This is a genomic window from Falsihalocynthiibacter sp. CO-5D18, assembly GCF_041205445.1.
GTDB classification, from domain to species: Bacteria; Pseudomonadota; Alphaproteobacteria; order Rhodobacterales; family Rhodobacteraceae; genus Falsihalocynthiibacter; species Falsihalocynthiibacter arcticus.
Genome location: NZ_JBGFCF010000003.1, coordinates 108,419 through 129,968 on the forward strand (window position 1 = coordinate 108,419; position 21,550 = coordinate 129,968).

The 21,550-nt window shown below is 54.6% G+C and carries 17 protein-coding genes and 1 riboswitch; of the genes, 9 read left to right on the forward strand and 8 right to left on the reverse strand.

Translation table 11 applies throughout. The features are described 5' to 3' along the window. The first annotated feature begins 6 nt into the window (after nucleotides 1-6). From AB9F27_RS05280 to AB9F27_RS05290, 3 genes are read left to right on the forward strand one after another with little or no spacing between them, the layout of a single operon-like run. Nucleotides 7-840, forward strand: a complete 834-nt coding sequence (locus AB9F27_RS05280; protein WP_335583877.1) for a formate dehydrogenase accessory sulfurtransferase FdhD — start codon at nucleotides 7-9, stop codon at nucleotides 838-840. Next, nucleotides 837-1,457 carry a molybdenum cofactor guanylyltransferase MobA gene (mobA, locus tag AB9F27_RS05285; protein WP_335583814.1) on the forward strand — a complete coding sequence of 207 codons (621 nt, stop codon included), beginning with the start codon at nucleotides 837-839 and terminating at the stop codon, nucleotides 1,455-1,457. The genes AB9F27_RS05280 and mobA overlap by 4 nt, the downstream gene beginning before the upstream one ends. After that, nucleotides 1,454-3,205, forward strand: a complete 1,752-nt coding sequence (locus AB9F27_RS05290) for a bifunctional molybdopterin-guanine dinucleotide biosynthesis adaptor protein MobB/molybdopterin molybdotransferase MoeA (protein WP_335583813.1) — start codon at nucleotides 1,454-1,456, stop codon at nucleotides 3,203-3,205. Before mobA ends, AB9F27_RS05290 begins: the two co-directional genes overlap by 4 nt. On the opposite strand, the gene AB9F27_RS05295 is transcribed toward AB9F27_RS05290, so the two are convergent. Together AB9F27_RS05295 and greA are read right to left on the reverse strand one after the other, a co-directional pair. Then, entirely contained in the window at nucleotides 3,202-4,233 is a 1,032-nt protein-coding gene (locus AB9F27_RS05295) for a hypothetical protein (protein WP_335583812.1), read from the reverse strand. The two genes, AB9F27_RS05290 and AB9F27_RS05295, sit on opposite strands and share 4 nt — an antisense overlap. A 21-nt stretch (nucleotides 4,234-4,254) precedes the next feature. Beyond that, on the reverse strand, nucleotides 4,255-4,725 hold the full coding sequence (greA, locus tag AB9F27_RS05300; RefSeq protein WP_335583811.1) for a transcription elongation factor GreA: 471 nt from the start codon (nucleotides 4,723-4,725) through the stop codon (nucleotides 4,255-4,257). A gap of 111 nt (nucleotides 4,726-4,836) precedes the next feature. Between greA and AB9F27_RS05305 the strand changes: the two genes are divergently transcribed. From AB9F27_RS05305 to AB9F27_RS05320, 4 genes are all read left to right on the forward strand, one after another. After that, a complete protein-coding gene (locus tag AB9F27_RS05305; RefSeq protein WP_369754920.1) occupies nucleotides 4,837-5,823 on the forward strand; it encodes a phosphatase PAP2 family protein in 987 nt (328 codons plus the stop codon). A gap of 151 nt (nucleotides 5,824-5,974) precedes the next feature. Next, nucleotides 5,975-7,627 carry an electron transfer flavoprotein-ubiquinone oxidoreductase gene (locus tag AB9F27_RS05310; protein ID WP_369757600.1) on the forward strand — a complete coding sequence of 551 codons (1,653 nt, stop codon included), beginning with the start codon at nucleotides 5,975-5,977 and terminating at the stop codon, nucleotides 7,625-7,627. Nucleotides 7,628-7,743: 116 nt separating this feature from the next. Further along, nucleotides 7,744-9,429 (forward strand): tetratricopeptide repeat protein, encoded by a 1,686-nt coding sequence (locus tag AB9F27_RS05315; protein ID WP_335583808.1) that lies wholly within the window; start codon nucleotides 7,744-7,746, stop codon nucleotides 9,427-9,429. Between the two features lie 6 nt (nucleotides 9,430-9,435). Beyond that, nucleotides 9,436-10,260: a 4-(cytidine 5'-diphospho)-2-C-methyl-D-erythritol kinase gene (locus AB9F27_RS05320; RefSeq protein WP_335583807.1), complete on the forward strand. Its 825-nt coding sequence runs from the start codon at nucleotides 9,436-9,438 to the stop codon at nucleotides 10,258-10,260. A 4-nt stretch (nucleotides 10,261-10,264) separates the two neighbouring features. Here AB9F27_RS05320 and cobO read toward each other — a convergent pair whose 3' ends face one another. Next, complete coding sequence (gene cobO / locus AB9F27_RS05325; protein ID WP_039001794.1) at nucleotides 10,265-10,873, reverse strand: cob(I)yrinic acid a,c-diamide adenosyltransferase; 609 nt, start codon at nucleotides 10,871-10,873, stop codon at nucleotides 10,265-10,267. Nucleotides 10,874-11,017: 144 nt separating this feature from the next. Here cobO and AB9F27_RS05330 point away from each other — a divergent pair, with 144 nt between their 5' ends. Beyond that, nucleotides 11,018-11,314 (forward strand): hypothetical protein, encoded by a 297-nt coding sequence (locus AB9F27_RS05330; RefSeq protein WP_335583806.1) that lies wholly within the window; start codon nucleotides 11,018-11,020, stop codon nucleotides 11,312-11,314. On the opposite strand, the gene cobN is transcribed toward AB9F27_RS05330, so the two are convergent. Genes cobN through AB9F27_RS05355 form a run of 5 tightly spaced genes read right to left on the reverse strand, consistent with a single transcriptional unit; the run spans nucleotide 11,311 to nucleotide 17,500 of the window. Continuing rightward, on the reverse strand, nucleotides 11,311-15,009 hold the full coding sequence (cobN, locus tag AB9F27_RS05335; protein ID WP_335583805.1) for a cobaltochelatase subunit CobN: 3,699 nt from the start codon (nucleotides 15,007-15,009) through the stop codon (nucleotides 11,311-11,313). The genes AB9F27_RS05330 and cobN overlap by 4 nt on opposite strands. Next, nucleotides 15,009-15,461 (reverse strand): GNAT family N-acetyltransferase, encoded by a 453-nt coding sequence (locus tag AB9F27_RS05340; protein ID WP_335583804.1) that lies wholly within the window; start codon nucleotides 15,459-15,461, stop codon nucleotides 15,009-15,011. Before AB9F27_RS05340 ends, cobN begins: the two co-directional genes overlap by 1 nt. Continuing rightward, the gene (cobW, locus tag AB9F27_RS05345) at nucleotides 15,458-16,525 is read right to left on the reverse strand and encodes a cobalamin biosynthesis protein CobW (RefSeq protein ID WP_335583803.1); all 1,068 of its coding nucleotides are present in this window, start codon (nucleotides 16,523-16,525) and stop codon (nucleotides 15,458-15,460) included. The genes AB9F27_RS05340 and cobW overlap by 4 nt, the downstream gene beginning before the upstream one ends. Before the next feature lie 60 nt (nucleotides 16,526-16,585). After that, nucleotides 16,586-17,296: a CbtA family protein gene (locus AB9F27_RS05350; RefSeq protein ID WP_335583802.1), complete on the reverse strand. Its 711-nt coding sequence runs from the start codon at nucleotides 17,294-17,296 to the stop codon at nucleotides 16,586-16,588. A 3-nt stretch (nucleotides 17,297-17,299) separates the two neighbouring features. After that, on the reverse strand, nucleotides 17,300-17,500 hold the full coding sequence (locus tag AB9F27_RS05355; RefSeq protein ID WP_335583801.1) for a CbtB domain-containing protein: 201 nt from the start codon (nucleotides 17,498-17,500) through the stop codon (nucleotides 17,300-17,302). 33 nt (nucleotides 17,501-17,533) lie between these two features. Beyond that, a riboswitch (cobalamin riboswitch) is annotated at nucleotides 17,534-17,765 on the reverse strand. Between the two features lie 317 nt (nucleotides 17,766-18,082). Here AB9F27_RS05355 and smc point away from each other — a divergent pair. Continuing rightward, on the forward strand, nucleotides 18,083-21,538 hold the full coding sequence (gene smc / locus AB9F27_RS05360; protein ID WP_335583800.1) for a chromosome segregation protein SMC: 3,456 nt from the start codon (nucleotides 18,083-18,085) through the stop codon (nucleotides 21,536-21,538). Nucleotides 21,539-21,550 lie beyond the last annotated feature (12 nt).

Below are 21,550 nucleotides of genomic sequence, written 5' to 3' on the forward strand. Positions count from 1 at the left end.
GTACCAATGTTGATTGCGCCGGATCCGGAGCGCGCTGGCTTGACCCGCAAAGTCGTCGGATTTGATCAGGCCGGATTGCCTGTGGAAATCGATGTTGTCGAGGAACGACCGTTAACGATTTACCTCAACAGTCAAGAGATCGTTACGGCCATGACAATTGGGGATTACCCCGATTATTTGGCACTTGGGTTTCTGCGTAATCAGGGGATGTTGAACGCGGATGATGTTGTGACGGGCGTTGATTATGATGAGGACTTGCAGGTCGTCGTTGTACGTACGGAACGCAAGACCGACTATGAGGAAAAAATGCGCAAGAAGACCCGCACAAGTGGCTGTGCCGTGGGAACCGTATTTGGCGATATGATGGAGGGGCTGGAGGCGCTTGAGTTGCCCAAAGTCGAGGTGAGGACGAGTTGGCTCTATGCCTTGGCGGACAGTATTAATCGCATGCCAAGCCTGTATTTGACGGCTGGAGCCATTCATGGAACGGTGCTGTGCCATCAGGATAAGCCGTTGGTTTATATGGAAGATGTTGGGCGGCACAACGCCGTGGATAAAGTTGCGGGCTGGATGTTTTCCACAAGTGCCGATCCGTCGGACAAAATCCTATATACCACGGGACGCCTTACCAGTGAGATGGTTATTAAATGCGCCCAAATGGGGATTCCGACCCTTGTTTCTCGTTCGGGATTTACCGCTTGGGGGGTTGAGATTGCACAGTCGATTGGGCTTACTTTGATCGGGCGTATGCGCGGGCAACGCTTTACGTGTTTGTCGGGAGAAGAACGCCTTATCCGAGATGTAAAACCTGTGATGCGCAACAAGGAGGCGGCGAAATGAAAGCACCATTAGGCGTGATTTTGGCGGGCGGGGAATCGCGGAGAATGGGGGGCGGGGACAAGTGTTTGACCCACCTTGGTGACGTGCAATTGTTGACGCATGTGATTGAGCGTCTCGAGCCTCAAGTTGCCGAACTTTCCCTCAATGCGAATGGCGACCCGGTTCGGTTTTCGGCGTTCAACCTCACGATTCTCGGCGACACGATTGAGGGCTTTGCTGGGCCATTGGCGGGGGTGCTTGCGGGGCTAGATTGGGCCGCATTGCAGGGGGCGGATCATATCGTTACCGCCGCCGCCGACACACCATTTTTCCCTGCGGACATTGTACCAAGACTGTTGCTCGCGTCGGAAACCGAAAACTTGCCGATTGCGATGGCGGCGACACCAAATGAAACGGGCAAAGTGATGTTGCATCCGGTTTTCGGGCTTTGGCCGGTTGCCCTGCGGGAGGATTTGCGTGCAGCGCTAAGCGGTGGAGTGCGCAAAGTCATCCTTTGGGCCGATGTGCACGGAGTGGCAAAGGCCGTTTTCCCAACCGACCCGTTTGATCCCTTTTTTAACGTGAATACCCCAGGAGATTTGGCACAAGCGCGTGCATTTTTGGCGGCCAGCGCATGAGGGTTTTTGGAATCACGGGTTGGAAAAACAACGGCAAAACGGGCCTGATGGAGCGACTGATCGCCGAGATTACACGGCGGGGGTTCTCAGTTTCCACGACCAAACACGCCCATCATCGGTTTGATATCGATCAGGAAGGCAAAGACAGCCATCGGCACCGAACCGCAGGCGCAAAGCAGGTGCTGCTTTCATCGTCCCAACGCTGGGCGTTGATGGACGAATTACGTGGAGAACAGGAGCCGGACCTCGCGGTACATTTGGCGCGACTAGATACTGTTGATTTGGTTTTGGTTGAAGGGTTTAAGGCGTCACCCCACCCCAAAATAGAAGTGCATCGCGCGGAGGTGGCGCGGGAGGCGCTCATTTGCCTAAAGGATGCGAGCATTGTTGGCGTGGCTTCAGATCAACCGCAGAATTTGCACCTCCCTGTTTTCGATTTGGACGACACGGCAGGGATAGCGGATTTTATTCTAGCACATGTCGGACTAGGGGGCAGCGTGGTTCCCCCGCTCAAAGACGATTGCTTTGCCTTGCCAGAAGGAATGCATTGGACGCCGGTTCAGGAGGCATTGGACCGCTTGAAGGGGCAGTTATCAACGGTGGTTGGCGCTGAGAAAATTCCGTTGGACGCAGCTTTGGGGCGCATTTTGGCTTTGGATCAAGTGGCTTTGCGGGCCAATCCGCCCGCGGCAAACTCGGCGGTTGATGGGTATGGGTTTTCCAATTCTCGCGGTGCGGGTTTTCAAGAATTGCAAGTGCTGGACGGGCGTGCCGCTGCGGGTGCCCCGTATGAGGGATCTGTCGCGGCGGGTCAGGCCGTGCGCATTTTGACGGGGGCAGTTTTGCCCGCCGGAGTTGACAGTGTGGTGATGCAAGAAGATGTCGCTTTCCAAGGGGGCGCGATCAAATTTAACGGGCCACTCAAGCCGCGAGCGAACACCCGCCGCGCGGGCGAGGATGTGGATAAGGGGGAGGTCATTTTGCGCGCGGGGCAAAGGCTGTCCGCGCCCGAGATCGCTATTCTGGCGGCGACGGGCACGCAGGATGTTCCGGTTTTTCAACGGTTGCGCGTGGGTGTGCTTTCAACGGGGGACGAAATTGTCGCGCCGGGAAGTACGCAAAACCCGTCGGCAACATATGACGCCAATCGCCCGATGCTGTTGTCGCTTGCAGCGGCGTGGGGCCACGTAGCGGTGGATCTTGGACATGTGAAGGATGATCGTGATGTGCTTGAAGCGGCGCTCAATGCTGCGGCCGCGCAAGTCGATGTTGTCTTTACTTCTGGCGGCGCGTCGGGGGGCGATGAGGATCATGTGGGGGCACTTTTGGCCGAAAAAGGCGCGCTGCAAACTTGGCGCATTGCGATAAAACCTGGACGGCCATTGGCCTTAGCGATGTGGCAGGACGTGCCGGTATTTGGCCTTCCCGGGAATCCTGTGGCGGCCTTTGTTTGCGCCTTGATTTTTGCGCGTCCGTCGCTGGCCGTTTTGTCTGGGGCGGAATGGGTTGTGCCGCTTGGCTTTAATGTTCCGGCGGCGTTTTCCAAACGAAAGAAACCTGGTAGGCGGGAGTTTTTGCGTGCGCGTTTGGCGGAGGATGGACGGGTTGAAGCTTTTGCCTCGGAAGGGTCAGGGCGGATATCTGGGCTGAGCTGGGCGAATGGATTGATCGAACTTTCAGAAGATCAGACCGAAATCAAAGAGGGTTCGCCCGTTCGGTTTTTACCATTTTCGGGTTTTGGAATTTAGTCGAAGGTACCCGAGACGCGGCCCAAAAGCATAAATGCCCGCGCGGTTCTTGTATCAGTAATTTCGGCGATTTCCATGTCGGTGGCGTCGGCCTCAAAGACGGAAAAGGTTTTGTCGAACTGGCGCAAAAAATGATGTGACGTGTCGCGGAAAATGGGGTCCTGACGCATACGTCCCGCAGTTAACGCCAAGCAAGACCGATCCCGAATGCCGCCAATAACCGCCACTGTCCGACCACGTTCCCCATTGGCAAACTGGCGCCAGATGTCGGGGCGCGCCCGATCCGGGCGCAGGTCGTCCATGTAAATCCCGTCTTGACTGAGCAGGGTCAAAACGTCTTGTGCGGACTGGATGAGGCGGGAGGCTTCGCGATCTTTGAGGGCACGACGCAGGGCGGCGAAACCTTCTTTGTCCTCGGCATTTTCGGGGAAATTCACGGCCCGAATAAAATCAGCTTTGGACAAGGGCGGCGCGATGTCCTCAGAGGATGTGCCGAGGGCCAACGTTGGTTGCGCGTCATAGGATTGTCGGGCAGTGGTCAGGGTCGCAGACTTGATCAACATTGGGGCAGGCGCACTCGCTGGGCGAGATGTGGCAAAGGTTGCGATCGTGGATTCGGTTTGTCGCTGCGCGGAAACGATCTGGTCCAATTTCTCAACCACGGACGGAATATTGGCCAGCGTGACGCTCTGCTGTTGGGCAACATAGCTAAGGCGCATGGCGTCGATTGAAGCTTGGAGGCGCGCACCCTCGTCGCGGATGGTCCGCGCGCTGCGCGCCGATAAAACACCTACCCAAACAACCGCGACGGGCAGGAAAACGGCTACCAAAGTCATGATAAACCGCAACGACTCAAGTTGAGCTGCTGCGGTGTCGCCTTGAGACATCAAGACAATAGCTGCAACGCCGACCATCCATACAGCCGACAACGCGACAGCAAGCTTTTCTGGCCTCGAAAGGCCCGCTGCTGTGGCGCGTTGGGAGCTAACTCCCAAGTCCAGTGTCTCTTGTTTTTCGGTACCCGCCATGGAGAACTTTCCGCTTTGGTATTACTGAAAGACGATTTTCAGGATTTCGTAATCACGTGTCCCACCAGGAGCGTTAAAAACAATACTGTCGCCTTCTTCCTTGCCGATGAGGGCGCGAGCGAGCGGGGATTTAATGTTGAGAAGGCCTTTTTCAAGGTTCGCCTCCGGCTCCCCAACGATCTGGTAAGTTTTTTCCTCGTCCGTGTCTTCGTCCACAATTGTGACGGTGGCACCGAATTTAATCGTGCCCGACAAGGCGGCAACATTGATGACTTCGGCAAGCGAAATTATGGCCTCAAGTTCTTTGACTCGGCCTTCAATAAAACTATGTTTTTCGCGGGCGGAGTGGTACTCGGCGTTTTCAGAAAGATCACCGTGCTCACGCGCTTCGGCAATCGCACTAATTATGAGCGGCCGTTCAACAGTTTTCAATTTCTTTAATTCTACTTCAAGCCGAGAGAACCCAGCTTGGGTCATTGGTATTTTTTCCATGGGTGCCCTATGTTAATGAATGGGTTATTGGCAACACATACTTGTTAATTCAAGCTTGGCATAAAAAGTCAATAGTGCGTCAGCAGAAGTACCACTAATAACGACCGAAAAATAGTATTTAAAACAGGCAGTTTAGTGCGAGTATATTTCTATCTAGTTGCGGGCCATTTATTTGCGGGCTTTGCGATCGTTTGGTTTTTCACGGATGTTCCGCTCGAGATCTACAGAAATTTTTGGCATGAAGTTTTACTGGCACCCTTAAGCCTCTTGCTTGATGGAAGTTGGGCTTTTCTGGGAATTATTGTTTTCGGGCTTATTTTTGCACGAGACCTGTTGCGCGAGCGGTTACCGTTAGCGTTTGTCGTCGGAATTCTCGCTGGAATTCAACACTTGGTGTTTACCCTTATCAAGACAACGATGGTGAATATTAGTCCATTTTATGCTGATCCATTCTTGATTGAAGTCGACGAGCTTCTTTCTTTTGGAAGGACACCGTGGGAGCTGACGCACCAATTTCAGGCCTATATCCCTGAAGCTTTGACAACCTTTATTTACCTGAAGGTTTGGCTGGCAATCGGCGTCATTTTTCCAGTAATTTTGCTGGTTGTGGACAGTAATAAAGAGCGGGTGGGCCGATTTTTAATTTTGTACTTCGCATCTTGGGTTGTGCTTGGGAATGTAATCGCGCTCGTTTTCATGTCCTGTGGTCCGATCTTCTTTGACCGCGTTTACGGTGGAAATGACTTTGCGCCGCTGCTCGAAGCCCTCAATACTTCGGGGACAATGGGCGGAGCTGTGGGTTTCATTCAGGAATACTTGTGGGAAAATTATGTGGAGGGAAATCAGCACCTCGGGACGGGAATTTCCGCCTTCCCAAGCGTTCACATCGGAGTTGCAACAATGTTTGCGCTTTATATTTACGAGCGCTTCCCCAAAACATTGCCCATTTGCATCGCCTTCGTACTCACTTATTTGTTTTTGTCGGTTTTTCTGGGGTGGCATTACGTAGTGGACGGATATGTTTCGATCCTGTTCATCGTCCTGCTTTGGAAATTTTTGCTTTGGCAATCGCGCAAAACTGGCGAAGTCGTGGTTTAGTCCATGAAATTTTTGTGGTCGTTGCCGATCATTCCGTTGCTTGGGCGCGGTTTAACGTGGTGTCACGATTGACCCTTTTCCCTCTCACGGGTATCGCTAAAAGCGAGAGAGCAAGAATGTGAGGCGCCTTACGGGTGCGGGAAGGGATGAAATGGCCGATATTGAACGCGAATCCATGGAGTATGATGTTGTGATTGTTGGCGCGGGACCTGCGGGTCTGTCAGCGGCGATCAGGCTCAAGCAATTGGACGCAGATCTTAACGTTGTTGTGTTGGAAAAAGGCAGCGAAGTTGGGGCTCATATTCTTTCGGGCGCGGTTTTAGACCCATCAGGCTTAAACGCATTGATCCCCGACTGGAAAGAACGCGGCGCGCCGATCACGGTTCCGGTCAAAAAGGACAACTTCCTGTTTTTGGGCGAAGCAGGCTCCGTCCGTATTCCTAATTTCCTCATGCCACCCTTGATGAACAATCATGGTAATTACATTGTTTCTATGGCGAATGTTTGCCGCTGGATGGCGGAGCAGGCCGAAGAGTTGGGCGTCGAAATTTTCCCCGGCATGGCGTGTTCGCAATTGATTTACGGCGAGAACGACGAACTCGTGGGTGTTGTTGCAGGCGAATTTGGCAAAAACCCCGATGGCTCCATTGGCAGTGATTACGAACCCGGAATGGAGTTGCGTGGGAAGTATGTTTTCCTTTCGGAAGGTGCGCGTGGCAGTCTCTCAAAGGAAATTATCGCGAAATACGACCTCGCCAAAGACTCCGATGTGGCAAAATTCGGTCTTGGCATGAAGGAAATCTGGGAGGTTGACCCCGCCCTGCACCGCGAAGGGACCGTCACCCATACAATGGGTTGGCCGCTTAACGGCAACGCGGGCGGTGGCTCGTTTATCTATCACTTGGAAAATAACCAAGTTTACGTCGGCTTTGTTGTGCACTTGAATTACGTAAACCCCTATGTTTTCCCCTATATGGAATTCCAACGCTTCAAGCACCATCCTGAAATCGCAAAACTTCTCAAAGGTGGCCGTCGCGTGGCTTATGGCGCACGGGTGATTTCCGAAGGCGGCTATCAGTCGATGCCCAAGGCCGTTTTCCCAGGCGGCGCACTTTTGGGATGTTCTGTTGGACTCGTGAACCTGCCGCGCATCAAAGGCAATCACAACGCTATGTTCTCGGGAAAATTTGCCGCCGAGGCCGCATTCGACGCCATAAAGGGCGGGCGTTCGGGCGACGAGTTAACCGAGTACAACACAGAATTGCGCACCGGCGTCATTGCAAAAGACCTCAAAAAAGTGCGTAACGTGAAGCCGCTTTGGTCGAAGCTAGGCCTGATCGCTTCGCTGACACTTGGCGGGTTTGATATGTGGACCAATACGCTTTTCGGGCTTTCCCTTTTTGGGACGCTAAAGCACGGCAAAAACGATGCTGAAGCCACAGGGCTGGCAGCCGATCACAAAGAAATCATTTATCCTAAGCCGGATGGAACGCTGTCCTTTGATCGCCTCACAAACGTTAGTTTTTCGGCGACCAACCATGAGGAAAGTCAGCCAAGTCACTTGCATTTGGCCGATCCCTGTCTGCCAATTTCGGTGAACCTGCCCAAATATGCGGAACCCGCCCAAAGATACTGTCCAGCTGGGGTCTATGAGGTGATTGACGACCCAAGCACAGGCCCAAGATTCCAAGTGAACTTCCAAAACTGCGTTCACTGCAAAACCTGTGACATCAAAGACCCGAGCCAAAATATCACTTGGGTTACCCCCCAAGGCGGCGACGGGCCTAACTACCCAAATATGTGAGCAATTATTCTCACAAGACTGTGCGGAGGCCGTTGATTGCGCGCCTCCGCATTGCGTTGCGGCATGTGAATGTTTAAGTTCAGGGTAACGCAACGAATTGCCAAAGGCCTGATTGTTTGAAACACTCCTTTTTGCGCACCGCGCTTCTCTCCACCGCTCTGTTTTTCTCTGGTTTTTCGGCGCAATCCGAAGGACTTTCTGGAGCCTATCTTGCCGCCAGAAGCGCCAGTACCGCCGCTGATTTTGAGGAAGCCGTCGTGTATTTTACACGCGCCCTCGCGCTGGACCCCGACAACACTTTCCTGTTGAATAACGCTGCGGCGTCTTTCCTGTCCTTAGGGCAAATCGAAAGTGCGATCCCGATTGCGACGACCCTCGAAGAGCAAGGTATTCATTCACAAATAGCGGACCTTGTTTTGACGATAGAGGAGATCAGAAACGGCGAGTACGACACCGTTTCCAAGCGCATTAAAGATGGCGCTGATCTTGGCCCCGTTCTAACGCAACTCATTGATGCATGGGCAGAACTTGGCAGTGGTAAAATGTCGGTTGCGCTCGAGAAGTTTGATGCGCTTGAGGCACAACCCAGCTTTGAGGGTATAGCGAACTTCCATAGAGCCTTGGCACTCGGCTCAGTGGGCGACTACGGCGCAGCACTAGAAGTATTTGAAAGCATTGAGGAAAAAGGCTTTTCGCATACACGTTCAACCCTGATTGCCTATGTGGAAATTTTGAGCCAAATGGAGCGGAATGACGACGCGCTCGTAGCGCTTGGGAAGGCCTATAATCTTGGGGATGCGGACCCTGAGTTCGCCGATCTTTATGCACGTTTAGAAAACGGTGAAACGCTTGCGTTTACTGCCGCTCCATCGGCCCGTGAAGGCGTAGCCCAAGCGGCGTTTACCCTTGCTGAAATCTTGTCGGTTGAAGGCACGCCTGACCAAACGATCCTTTATTCCCGTATGGCAGAAATTCTGGACCCCAGTTTTATTCCAGCGGTATTGCTCACGGCTGAAATGCTAGAAGAATTGGAGCAATTTGACTTAGCGACCAAGGCGTACGCAAAAGTGCCCACCGACCATCCTTCGTTCCATCTGGCCGAAATTGGCCGCGCAGAAACTTTAAGGCGGGCCGGAAAGCCAGAGGCTGCGGTCGAAGTATTGCGTACCCTGTCTAAAAACCGCCCAGAATTGCCCGCTGTCCTGATCGGGCTGGGTGATCTATTGCGCAGCCAAGAGGAGTATTTGGGCGCGATTGAGGCTTATGACGGGGCCTTGGAGCTCTTTCCTGAGATTACACCGAACTTGTGGTTTGTGTTCTATTCTCGTGGAATTTCGCACGAACGCTCGCAGGATTGGGAAAAGGCTGAGGCTGACTTCCGTCAAGCATTGGCACTCTACCCAGATCAACCTCAAGTGCTGAATTATCTCGGATACTCGATGGTTGAGAAAAACGAAAACCTCGATGAAGCCCTTGAAATGATTGAAAAAGCCGTGGCGGCGCGCCCCGAAGATGGCTATATAATAGATTCTCTCGCGTGGGCCTATTACAAGCTCGGACGCTATGAAGAGGCAGCCGAATTGATGGAAAAGGCTGCGCAATTAGAACCCGTAGATCCCGTTGTAAGCGATCATTTGGGCGACGCGCTTTGGATGGTTGACCGCAAGATTGAAGCCGAATTTCAATGGCGTCGGGCACTGTCGTTTGAACCCGAAGAAAAGGATGCCGATCGCATCCGTCGCAAACTAGAAGTCGGATTGGACGAGGTCTTGGCGGATGAAGAAATTGCGACCGAAGACTAGGTTGAAATGGAATTCGCTCCCGCAAAAATAAACCTGACACTGCATGTCACAGGGCGGCGTGCGGATGGGTACCACCTTCTCGATAGCCTCGTGGTGTTCGCAGATATCGGCGACTATGTTGGAGCCACGAATTCAGACATACTTTCCCTGGCGGTTGAAGGGCCAGAGGGGGCGGGGCTTGCCAAGGAAAAAGACAACCTTGTCTTGCGTGCTGCGCGTTTGTTGAATCCTGGGCAACCGGTCGCTTTGACACTGCAAAAAAACCTGCCAACGGCTTCTGGGATTGGAGGTGGGTCTGCCGATGCTGCGGCAACTCTGCGGTTGCTTGCTCGTCATTGGGCGCTGCCTTTGCCAAAGAGTTCCGATGTGCTTCAACTCGGGGCGGACGTGCCCGTGTGTTTGTCGTCTACTACGGCTAGAATGCAAGGAATTGGCGAAGTCTTAACCGCCGTTCCCAAACTGCCTGATATGGCCCTTTTATTGATCAATCCACGTCAGAGTGTAGCAACACCAGATATTTTCAAGGCATTGGAAAACAGCCATAATACAGCAATGGATGACGTGCCGGACTGTTCCAGTTTGGACGAGTTTTGTAGATGGCTTGCGCACCAGCGCAATGATCTTCAGGCACCCGCAATCGCGGTTCAGCCTGTCATTTCCCGAGTACTTGAAGCGATTTCTCAGACTGGTGCGCTCCTCTCCCGAATGTCGGGTTCTGGGGCGACGTGTTTTGGCGTGTTTCCTGATTCTGCGGCCGCCTCAAAGGCCGCAGAAAAAATCTCCGAAGCGTATCCAACTTGGTGGGCGAAATCCGCTCGTATCCTAGAATAGGTTCCTAAAACTCAACGCCGATCTGCGCTTTGATACCCGCGCGGAAGGGGTGTTTGATAAGTTCCATTTCCGTCACCAGATCAGCGGCTTCAATGAGGGCTTCCTTGGCGTTGCGCCCTGTCAGAACAACATGGGTCATCGGCGGTTTCTCGGTCGCTAAAAACTCGACCACATCGTTCACATCAATATAGTCGTATCGCATCGCGATGTTGATTTCATCAAGCAAAACCATTTTGTTTTCGGGATTACGAATGAGTTCTTTTGCCTTTTCCCAAGCGGCGGTCGCCATTTCGATATCGCGTGATTTATCTTGGGTTTCCCAGGTAAACCCTTCACCCATCGTATAAAATTCGCAAGCGTCACTAAATTTGTCGAGGATAAGGTCGCGTTCACCAGTGCTCATCCCGCCTTTGATGAATTGCACGACGGCGCATTTCATATCATGCGCAATACAGCGAAAAATCATCCCAAATGCCGCGCTGGATTTGCCTTTTCCCTTGCCCGTATGGACAATGATCAGGCCTTTCTGGTCGGTTTTTGTCGCCATGATTTTATCACGAGCGGCCTTCTTCTTGACCATTTTCATCGCGTGGCGTTCGGTGTCTTCGCTCATGGGTTTCTCCTGTTTTCCGGAATGACTTTGGAGGCAGATGGCACGGGTTGCAAGGGTGCTTTTCCGCTCAATCCTGCGCGCGAAGTAAGGCTTTGTTAACCACGTCGCATTAGCCTTACTCACACCAGATTAGGAAACCTCCATATGCGTGCTCTCGCAATCTTATTTTCTGCCCTTTTGGCTGTGACAGGCTGTGACAGTCCACACCCCCGCACGAAGGGTTTTGATGTCAAAAAGGTAAGCGTCGAGGGCAGCGATTTTACCGTTCGCTCCAACGGGGAAGTTGTCGAAGCAATTCGGACCAATTATGCCCCCCGCCGCGATTTCGGGCGGGTTTTATTGCGTGCCGTTGTCGCCATAGAGGTCGCAACAGGGTGTGTTGTCGACCAAACGACGGTGAAGGGCGACCCCGCGCTCGTTGCCGCGCGGATTGATTGTTAGCCCGATTTAAGATTGTCCAATAACGCGCGTGCAGAGTTGGAGCGCGGAGTCCAAAGCCCACGTTCAATCGCCTCATCCAGGCGTTGTGCGATCTCTAGCAACGCAGGCGCATTATGCTCGACAATGAACGCACGCACGTTTTCATCCTCTAAAAACGCTTGATGGACGGCATCAAAATGGTGGCTTTTTACGGCACCCGTTGTCGCGGCAAACGCAAACATATAGTCCACGGTCGCGGCCATCTCGAAGGCGCCTTTATATCCGTGACGCATCACGCCATTAATCCATTTCGGATTAACAACACGGCTGCGCACGACGCGCCCGATTTCGTCTTCTAGGCGGCGAATAACGGGGCGTTCCGGCCGCGAGTGATCGTTATGATAGATCGGCCGATCAACGCCTTGAAGGGTATGCACGGCTGCCGCAGCCCCTCCCTCAAATTGATAATAATCGTCGCTATCAAGTAGGTCGTGCTCACGGTTGTCTTGATTTTGAACGATGGCTTCGGTCTGTGAGAGGCGGGTTTCAAATTGCGCACGTGCACGCGTTCCCTCGGCCCCTTTGCCATAGGCATAGCTGCCCCATTCTAGGTAGGCCTCCGCGAGATCGGATTTATTTGCCCAGAGTTGCTCATCAATCAAAGCCTGAAGGCCCGCGCCATAGGCCCCCGGTTTTGAGCCGAATACGCGGTGTGAATTCTCAAGCCCTTCCGCCAACATGCGTGCCCGTGCAGGGTTGGTTGCTGCGGGTTCGTCAAGCGCCATAACCGCGCGCGCGGCACTGTCGATGAGCGCAATAAGTTGTGGAAACGCGTCGCGGAAAAACCCTGACACTCGGAGGGTGACATCCACGCGAGGCCGCCCCAAGACCCCCTGTGGAAGGACTTCAAATCCCGTAACACGCCGATTTGCCGCGTCCCACGTCGGCTTGACCCCCATGAGCGCCAAGGCTTGGGCAATATCGTCCCCACCCGTGCGCATATTTGCGGTTCCCCACGCGGTCAAAAGCATGGTTTGGGGCCAGTCTCCGTGATCTTGTAGGTGGCGCTCAATCAATAGGTTTGCGGATTTCCATCCCAAGGCCCAAGCCGTCGGCGTGGGGACCGCTCGCCCGTCAACACTATAGAAATTGCGTCCGGTTGGAAGGGTATCAAGCCGCCCACGTGTGGGAGCGCCGGATGGCGCCGGGGCAACGAATTGCCCTGCAAGGGCGGTGAGGAGACCCGTCATTTCCGCAGGGCCGCAGGCCGCAACTTTTGGACGTACGCTCGTTCTAACTTCCCGCAAAACCGCTTCCGACTGTGGGCCGGGAGCCTCTTTTCCATCTAACATCGCGCTCGCGAATAACTCCAACCGCTCGACAGTATCTCCAAGGCTTCGCCAAGTATCCGTTGTGATCTCCGCGAGTTCGCTGGGTTTCTCTACAGCATGGGGCGCCGCCATATCACAATCCAAGGGATCGAATTCAAATCCAAAATCCACTGCAAGTGCTCGGATCAGAGACGCATTCCCCCCCCGACCATCGCCGCGCGGCACCCGAACAAGTGCCTGCACTAGATCCCTCTCAAGGCGCCCAATCGGACTCTCGCCAAAAACGTGCAGCCCGTCGCGAATTTGCGCTTCTTTTAGATCGCATAAATAGGCATCGAGTTTGGCCAAATCGCCGTCTTCGTCAGTTCCAGTAAGACCTGCGTCTTCGCCCAATCCAGTGCTGCTAGTCAGGCTTAAAATTTCGCGTCTTAGATACTCAATCCGCCGTGGATCAACCCCCGCCGCCTCATAGTATTCGTCAACAAGCCCCTCCAGATCACGCATTGGCCCATAGCTTTCGGCGCGGGTAAGCGGTGGTGTTAGGTGGTCAATAATGACGGCCTGCGCACGGCGTTTGGCTTGTGTACCTTCGCCCGGATCATTGACGATAAACGGGTAAATATGCGGCATTGGGCCAAACACAGCCTCGGGGTAGCATTCCTGAGAAAGGGCAACAGCCTTTCCGGGAAGCCATTCCATATTCCCGTGCTTGCCCATGTGCACAATCGCATGTGCCCCAAAGGTTTCACGTAGCCAAAAGTAGAACGCAAAATAATTGTGGGGCGGTACCAAGTCGGGTGAATGGTAGGTCTCTTTCGGGTCAATATTATACCCCCGCGCAGGCTGAATGCCCACGACAACATTGCCATACTCCAAAACCGAAAGGGCAAAGCTTCCGCCCTCAAAGAAAGGGTCCGTTTCGGGAGCGCCCCAACGGTCTTCAATCTGGCGGCGCATGTCATAGGGAAGTGCGTCATAGAGCGTGCGATAGTCGGAAAGGGCAAGGCGGACACCACCGTCTCGTCGGGTGCGATCCGTTAGCCAATTCGTGGGTCCCGCGAGGATCGATTGCATCAATGCGTCGCTGTCTTGAGGCGCATTTCGCACCGTATATCCCGCGTCATTTAAGGAGGCGAGTGTACCGCAAGTCGCTGCTGGGGCATCTAAACCCACGCCATTGGCAAGGCGTCCGTCCTTGTTCGGATAATTCGCCAAAACCAAAGCTACCCTGCGTTTTTCGACAGGCGCATTGCGTAACCGCGCCCAATTTGCCGCAAGTTTTGCCACAAATTCCACACGGTCGCCCTGTGCGCGATATCCCGCGATGGCGCATTCGGTCTCCTCGTCAAAAAATGCTTCGCCCTTGAAACTGACAGCGCGGCTCAAAATGCGTCCATCCACTTCGGGAAGCGCGACATTCATTGCGATATCGCGTGCGGCGAGACCAAACATTCCCTCACTCCAAGCCGTTTCTGAGCTGGCTGAGAACACCACTTGGAAAACGGGCGACGCATTTGCAGCAGGCATTACAAGGGGGTTCGATGCCCCGTTGGAATGCTCTCCTTCTTGTGGCGATCCTGTGGCAAAGGCCGTCGCATTCAATATAACACTTGGCGTCGCTTGGGTGAATAAATGCTCAAGGGTTTCCACGGAAACTGGGTCTTTGAGGGAGGCCACGAAGATAGGCAGTGGGTTTAACCCTTGGCGCACAAGGGATTTCACCAGCCGATTTACAGGATTGAGACCTGCGCCTTGCACCAAAGCACGATAAAACACCAGCGGGACAACGGGCGCGTTTTCTGTCCATTCGGCTTGCGCTGTGGTCAGATTAGAGATGCCAGCCCCAGGCCAATAAACGCCCGCCCGCAACAAGGGCCGCGCGGCTTCTGGGCGCGGCGCGTCGGTGAGCATTGCCTGCGCATAGTCCAAGAAATGTGTCGCGTTTTCGGGGCCGCCTTCCACGAGGTAGGCCCAAAGCGCATTGTAATCGTCACGAGAAACGGTCGAGAGGTCCCGCAATTCGTCATCGGGTTTGTCGTCTCCGGGAAGGGCGACGAATGCCACCCCCGCCGCGTGTAAATGTGCGGCGTATTGCACAAGGCCGTATTTCCAATAGCCCGCTCCGCCCAAAACCCGCGCGATCACCAATTTACACTTACGCGCACAGGCGTCGATATGGAGGTCCACCGACATCGGGTGTTGCAGATGCATCAGACTCGCAAGGCGCAAACTTGGCGGATTCTGCATTTCCCGCCGCGCTTCTGAAAGGGCTGCTAGCTCTGTGTCCGCCGCCGAGATGAACAGAATATCAGCGGGCGTTTGCCCTAGATCAACGGGCTCAGTTCCGTCGTCGACATTCCCGGGAGTGGCGGCCAAAAGATGCATTAAAGGGTCAGCTCCATAAAATAGCTCAGGGGATCGGCGGCATAGTCGCCAAAGGGGCCACAATAGGTAAACCCATGTTTTTCGTAGAGCGCGTGCGCGGCGCGCAGGCTGTCACCGGTTTCGAGGTACAGCTTTGAGAGGCCGGACGCGCGTGCGTTGGAAATTAGCTCCGTCAAGATCAGGTTCGCGACACCTTTGCCCCTTGCCGCTTCCGAGACGAACATCGATTTTATTTCGCCATAGCTGCCCTTGTTCGCCAAGGCGCCACATCCCAAATGTTGCGCCCCTTCGCTTGCGACCAGAAAGGTTATCTCAAGACCGCAAAGCGCATCCACCGACAAAAAGTGGTTCGATTCCGCCGGAAAGAGCGACTGCATCAGACTGTGATGCGCCGTAAGGAGTTCTACGGTGCGCGGGTCTTTTGGGTCGCCTATTCCGACGGAGATTTTCACGCGCTTAAGGCCGCGCGGATCGCGCCCTGATCTAGGCCTGCTTCGCCAATAACAACGAGTTTGGTTTCGCGTTTTTGTTCGCCAAAGGGTTGATCGAAATAGGTATCAACACGAGGGCCAACCGCTTGAAGCGTCAGGCGCATGGGCTTGCCCTGGACCGCAACGAAGCCTTTTAGGCGTAGAATATTGTGGGTGCGAATGACGTCAGAGACCCTCTGTGCAAAACCCGCATGATCGGTGATCTCATCAAGGGTGACGATGAAGCTTTCGAATTCGTCATGACCGTGCGTGTGCTCATCATGGTGATCGTCGTCGTCATCCTCATCGTGGTGGTGATGATGGTGATGGATTTCATGGCGCGCAGAAAGGTCCGCCTCGGCACCAACGCCTTGTCCAAGTAAAACATCAACGGGCAACGCGCCCAATGTTGACTTCAACACTTGGACTCCGTCACGGCTTTCACCGCGCAACTTGGCGACAAGATTCTCGACTTCTTCAGCACTCAAAAGGTCGGCTTTGTTGACAACAATCATGTCGGCGCAAGCAATTTGATCCTCGAACAATTCCGAAAGCGGTGTTTCGTGATCTAGGTTCTCATCTTGTTTGCGTTGCGCATCTACGGCGGCAATGTTGTGGGCAAATTGCCCGTCCACAACGGCACGACCATCCACAACGGTGACGACGCCATCAACCGTTACTTTGGTGGCAATCGCGGGCCAATTGAACGCCCGCACGAGGGGTTGAGGCAGCGCAAGGCCGGAGGTTTCAATCACGATATGATCGGGCGCATTTTCCCGCGCGAGGAGTTTTTCCATAGTGGGTACAAAATCCTCTGCGACCGTACAGCAGATACAGCCGTTGGACAGTTCCATGATGTCGTCTTCGGTGCAGGTCTCTTCGCCACAGCCTTTGAGGATATCGCCGTCCACGCCCAGATCACCGAATTCGTTGATGATCAACGCAATCCGTTTGCCATTAGCGTTTTGTAAAATGTGGCGAATAAGGGTGGTTTTGCCCGAGCCAAGGAAGCCAGTGACGATCGTAGCGGGAATTTTTTGTGCCATTGATGGCCTCACTTTCAGATTTGGAAAGCTGCGCAAGGAACACGCCCCTGCGCAGGTTGTTTATACCGTTTGCCGATGCCAGACCGCGCCAGCAACACCACCCATGATGGCCCAACTCGCACAGGCAACCGCAAGGGAGCGACTGACGAAAAGCGCCGAGAGTTCGGGGGGGGCAACGCCCGCATAGAACTCAAGGTGAGGCGCGCCGATGATATGGGGCGCGGCGATGAAGATCGCGCCTAAAACCATCCAATAGGCGCGGTTCCCAAAGGCAATAAGCGCAAGGCCCACGAGGGTTGCGACGACGGTTGTGATCCACCACATTTGCCGCAGAAAAATGTCCTCTGCGGGGGTGCCCGGCAATTCAGGGAATAGTCCCGCAGCGGGGGCGAGTTGAACGGCAATAAAGCCTGCCAATCCCCAAACTATCCCCGATTTGGGCGTGACCTCGTACCCAGCGGACGCTGCTGTCGCGATTCCTGCGACAAGTATGAGCGCAAAGCCCGTGAACACAATGATGTTCATCGCCACGGTCATCCCGTGCCGCGTAATGAGTTCGCTGGTGGTTGGCGGTATTTCCACTTCCACTTCGATAGGAGCAGGGTCTTCGCCCTCCACAATCAAAACGCCTGCGAAATGGTTTTTCGCACCGGTTTCATATTCCTCACCCTCAAGAAGTACGGGGGTGACAAGCCAAAATTGCAGCAGAGCCGAAAGCAGCCCTGCAGCAATACCAGCGAACAACGCGCTGGTAAAAATCTGTTTAAACATTGTTTAGTGGCAGGGGAACGCGATGGCGTGGCGCGTATCGTGGGCCGAGTCATGCAACATGGAAGCCTGTGCGAAGCCCGCGAGGGAGATTAACACTACGCCAGCGAGAGCCGCTGCAAATATTGGTAGAATACCAGTTTGGACTTGGGCAATAGGAGCCGCGAGAACTTTTGCATCTGTGCGTGTTTTGTTTTGTTCGTTCATTCTATCATTCCTTTTTCCGTCACACCCGACGGTTCGGTTACGTTGCTGCAAGGCTGGTCTCCTGGCTCGCGGGTCAAAGTGCGATGTCACCTTCCCAGATTGTTGGTTTCCCAACGCTCCAGTGGTATTTGACATCCACTCACCGCTTACAGTCGCGGGGGCGGCTGCGGCATCAGGCCCCTGATTGGGTCACCCTCACCGCATTCCCATTTATCCCCTGCCGCTTGGCGGCATGAATGGGGATACCATGCCGTTTCTTTCTGAGGGGGATACGGGGGGTGGGTCAAGTAGAATCCTGCCGGCCTCTGAATTTTCTGGGATTTTGGGCGCAAACCAGCCCTTATTCGTTGAGTGCCCGCAATTAAAGTGAGAACGCACTCCCAAAGCTTGCAAGCAAAACAGATTCGCCGCCGATACCCATACAATCAGCATACCTCCGCACCTTCAGGGCGACTACAGGGTAGAAAATGCGCAATATCTTGTGGATAACTCTCCAAAATACGCCATTTGTGGTGTTTTTCGTTGACTCAATGGGCCCCTGTCCGAAACCCTATTGCAAAGGAATCAAATAGGGACAATTTTTTGCAGTTTTCTAGGCTCCGTCTGAATGGCTTCAAGAGCTTTGTCGATCCCACCGATCTTGTGATTGCGCATGGTCTTACAGGGGTTGTCGGCCCAAATGGCTGTGGAAAATCGAACTTGCTTGAGGCGTTGCGCTGGGTGATGGGGGAAACCCGCCCGAAGGCGATGCGCGGTGGCGGCATGGAAGACGTGATTTTTGCGGGAACCGCAACGCGACCCGCGCGCAATTTTGCCGAAGTCGCGATCACGATCGACAACAGTGATCGCCTTGCCCCCGCTGGTTTTAACGATCAGGATTCACTCGAGGTGGTGCGGCGCATTACCCGCGATGCGGGGTCTGCGTTCAAGGCAAATTCCAAGGATGCCCGCGCGCGAGACATCCAAATGCTGTTTGCCGATGCCTCGACGGGGTCCCATTCGCCAGCGCTTGTACGTCAGGGGCAGATCAGCGAATTGATCAACGCGAAACCCAAAGATCGTCGCCGAATTTTGGAGGAGGCTGCGGGCATTTCGGGGCTCTATCAACGCCGCCACGAGGCGGAGCTGAAGCTCAAAGGGACCGAAACCAATCTCTCACGGATCGAAGATGTTATTGAGGCCTTGGCCACTCAATTGGCGCAACTCGAACGCCAAGCAAGACAGGCCCAGAGATACCGCACCATTGGCGAGGAATTGCGCAAGTCCGAGGGGCTTTTACTGTATCGCCGTTGGAAAGAAGCGGATGAATTGCGTGCGGCGGCGCAAGCGGAACTGACCGAACTCACGCGCCTTGCTGGGGCGAGCGAAGGGGCGGCACGTTCGGCCACCAAAGCCCGCGCAAAAAACGAAGAAACCCTGCCACCTTTGCGCGAAGAAGAAACTATTGCTGCTGCCGTATTGACGCGTTTGGAAAATCAGCGAGATACCCTGTCCGAGCAAGAGGACCGCGCGCTTGATACAATCAAAACGCTCACCGCACGCATTGAGCAGTTGGCCAAAGATAAGGCGCGGGAACAGGAGCTTAACAAGGACGCAGGCGAGACGATTTCCGGTCTTGAATGGGAGCAAGCGCAACTAGCGAAGGCCGCTGAAGGCTATCAAGAACGACTTGAAATCAGCAATGAAGCCGCACAGGATGCGGCAAGTATCCTCCAAGATCGAGAAGCCGCCATCGGCCAGCTCACCGAAGACGTTGCACGCCTTGCAGCGCGACATCAATCGGCGCGGAGACTTGTCGAGGACCACCAAAAAACACTGGATCGAAACGAAGGAGATGCTGTCCGTGCGCGGGAAGCTTCGGCGCATTCTCAAGCCGCATTGTCAAAATCCTCCCTAGATTTTGAAGCCGCAGAGGACGCGCAAAATTTGGCAGCGAAGGCCACGGAAGCGGCCGAGGAGGCCCTGATTATGGCGGACAACGCGCGCGCCGATGCGCAGGCCCGTGAAGCGGATGCCCGCGCCGAGCGCAGCGAAGCCGAAGGCGAGGCAAACGCGCTGCGAGCCGAGGTTGGGGCGTTGGCACGATTGGTCGAACGTGACACCGCAGAGGGCGGGCAAGTTTTGGACGCCCTACAGGTTAAATCTGGCTATGAAAAAGCGCTTGGTGCGGCGCTTGCCGACGATTTGCGCGCTCCCGAAGTGCAGGATGAGATGCCTTCTGGCTGGGTGACTTTACCAGATTATGCCACACTACAATCTTTGCCCTCTGGCGTGCAAGTTTTGACGCATTTTGTGACCTCGCCAAACGTATTACTTCGCCGTATGAGGCAAGTCGGTCTTGTGGAGGCCGGCGACGGGGCGCGCCTGCAAAAAGATTTGAAACCCGGGCAGCGGCTGGTCAGTATAGAAGGCGATTTATGGCGTTGGGATGGGTTTCGCGCGGGAGCAGAAGACGCCCCAAGTGCCGCCGCCTTGCGCCTCCAACAACTCAATCGTTTGGAGGAATTGAAGCGAGATTTGGAGGAAGTGAGTGCGCGGGCGGATGGCGCGAGCCGTGCGCATGACGTCTTGTCGTCGGACCTTCAGCGTCTAACCCGCGAGGACCAAGAGGCCCGCAACGCACGCCGCGATGCAGACCGTGCACTTACGGACGCGGGCCGCGCTCTTTCGCGGGCCGAAGCAGATCGCAATATCGCAGAAGGCAAGCTTGAGAGTCTGCGGCTTGCGGTCGTGCGCCACGAAGAAGAAGCGTTGGGGGCACGCAATCGGGTGAATGACGCGGCGGCGATCCTTGCGGACTTGGATGATTTGGATCAAGCGCGTGAGGAAGTCGAAGACGTGAAAATGACGGTTGAGGCGGCACGGATGACGATGATGTCAAAACGGTCGGCCTTTGACGAGGTGCGCCGCGAAGGCGATGCACGCACCAAGCGCCGCCAAGAGGTTCTCAAGGAAATCAGCGGTTGGCGGCTTCGTTTGGAGAATGCGGAAAAACGCATTGGAGAATTGGAAGAACGGCGGCTTGAAAATGAGGCTGAACTTCAGGAAGCACAGACCGCGCCAGACGAAATCGCTGCGAAACGGATGGCTTTAGCGGAAGCCATTGCTACGGCGGAAATAAGGTGTCGGGGAGCGTCTGACAAGCTTGCAGAGGCCGAGACAGCATTGCGAGAGGCGCTTCTTGCGGAACGTGACGCGGAGCGGGCCGCAGGCGAAGCGCGAGAAGTGCGCGCGCGGGCCGACGCGCGGGCCGATGCCACGCGCGAGACCGCGATTCATGCCGCAGAGCGCATTGCCGAAGCCATGGAAACTACGCCCGAGAACTTGCTTGAGACGCTGGGCGTTCTGCCCGAAAATATGCCAGATTCCGAGGCCGTGGAGGCGGATGTGAACCGTCTAAAACGTCAACGTGATGCTCTGGGTGCGGTGAACCTTCGGGCCGAGGAGGACGCGCGGGGCGTTCAGGAAGAGCACGACCACCTGGCAAGCGAGAAAGCCGATTTGGATGAAGCCATCAAGAAGCTTCGTACCGGAATTGCCAGCTTGAATAAAGAGGGTCGTGAGCGGCTTTTGACCGCGTTTGAGCAAGTGAACAGCAACTTTACCTTGTTGTTCAAACATCTGTTTGGCGGCGGCGAAGCGAACCTTGTATTGGTTGAATCTGACGACCCACTTGAAGCGGGCCTTGAGATTATGTGCCAACCTCCTGGTAAAAAACTTAGCACGATGAGCCTCCTGTCTGGGGGCGAGCAGACCCTGACGGCCATGGCACTTATCTTTGCGGTATTTCTTGCTAATCCAGCGCCGATTTGCGTTCTTGATGAAGTCGACGCGCCGCTTGATGATGCCAATGTGACGCGGTTCTGCGACCTGTTGGACGAGATGACGCGCCGGACCGAAACACGGTTTTTGATCATCACCCACCATGCGGTCACGATGGCGCGCATGGATCGACTGTTCGGTGTGACAATGGCCGAACAGGGCGTAAGCCAGCTGGTCTCTGTGGACCTCAAAAAGGCTGAGGCGCTGGTCGCTTAAACCAGCCCCCAA

What these genes read in the sequence shown, in the direction of transcription:
- AB9F27_RS05280 (WP_335583877.1), top strand. Translation starts at nt 7, where the DNA reads ATGTTGATTGCGCCGGATCCGGAGCGCGCTGGCTTGACCCGCAAAGTC.
- mobA (WP_335583814.1), top strand. Translation starts at nt 837, where the DNA reads ATGAAAGCACCATTAGGCGTGATTTTGGCGGGCGGGGAATCGCGGAGA.
- AB9F27_RS05290 (WP_335583813.1), top strand. Translation starts at nt 1,454, where the DNA reads ATGAGGGTTTTTGGAATCACGGGTTGGAAAAACAACGGCAAAACGGGC.
- AB9F27_RS05295 (WP_335583812.1), bottom strand. Translation starts at nt 4,233, where the DNA reads ATGGCGGGTACCGAAAAACAAGAGACACTGGACTTGGGAGTTAGCTCC.
- greA (WP_335583811.1), bottom strand. Translation starts at nt 4,725, where the DNA reads ATGGAAAAAATACCAATGACCCAAGCTGGGTTCTCTCGGCTTGAAGTA.
- AB9F27_RS05310 (WP_369757600.1), top strand. Translation starts at nt 5,975, where the DNA reads ATGGCCGATATTGAACGCGAATCCATGGAGTATGATGTTGTGATTGTT.
- AB9F27_RS05320 (WP_335583807.1), top strand. Translation starts at nt 9,436, where the DNA reads ATGGAATTCGCTCCCGCAAAAATAAACCTGACACTGCATGTCACAGGG.
- cobO (WP_039001794.1), bottom strand. Translation starts at nt 10,873, where the DNA reads ATGAGCGAAGACACCGAACGCCACGCGATGAAAATGGTCAAGAAGAAG.
- AB9F27_RS05330 (WP_335583806.1), top strand. Translation starts at nt 11,018, where the DNA reads ATGCGTGCTCTCGCAATCTTATTTTCTGCCCTTTTGGCTGTGACAGGC.
- cobN (WP_335583805.1), bottom strand. Translation starts at nt 15,009, where the DNA reads ATGCATCTTTTGGCCGCCACTCCCGGGAATGTCGACGACGGAACTGAG.
- cobW (WP_335583803.1), bottom strand. Translation starts at nt 16,525, where the DNA reads ATGGCACAAAAAATTCCCGCTACGATCGTCACTGGCTTCCTTGGCTCG.
- AB9F27_RS05350 (WP_335583802.1), bottom strand. Translation starts at nt 17,296, where the DNA reads ATGTTTAAACAGATTTTTACCAGCGCGTTGTTCGCTGGTATTGCTGCA.
- AB9F27_RS05355 (WP_335583801.1), bottom strand. Translation starts at nt 17,500, where the DNA reads ATGAACGAACAAAACAAAACACGCACAGATGCAAAAGTTCTCGCGGCT.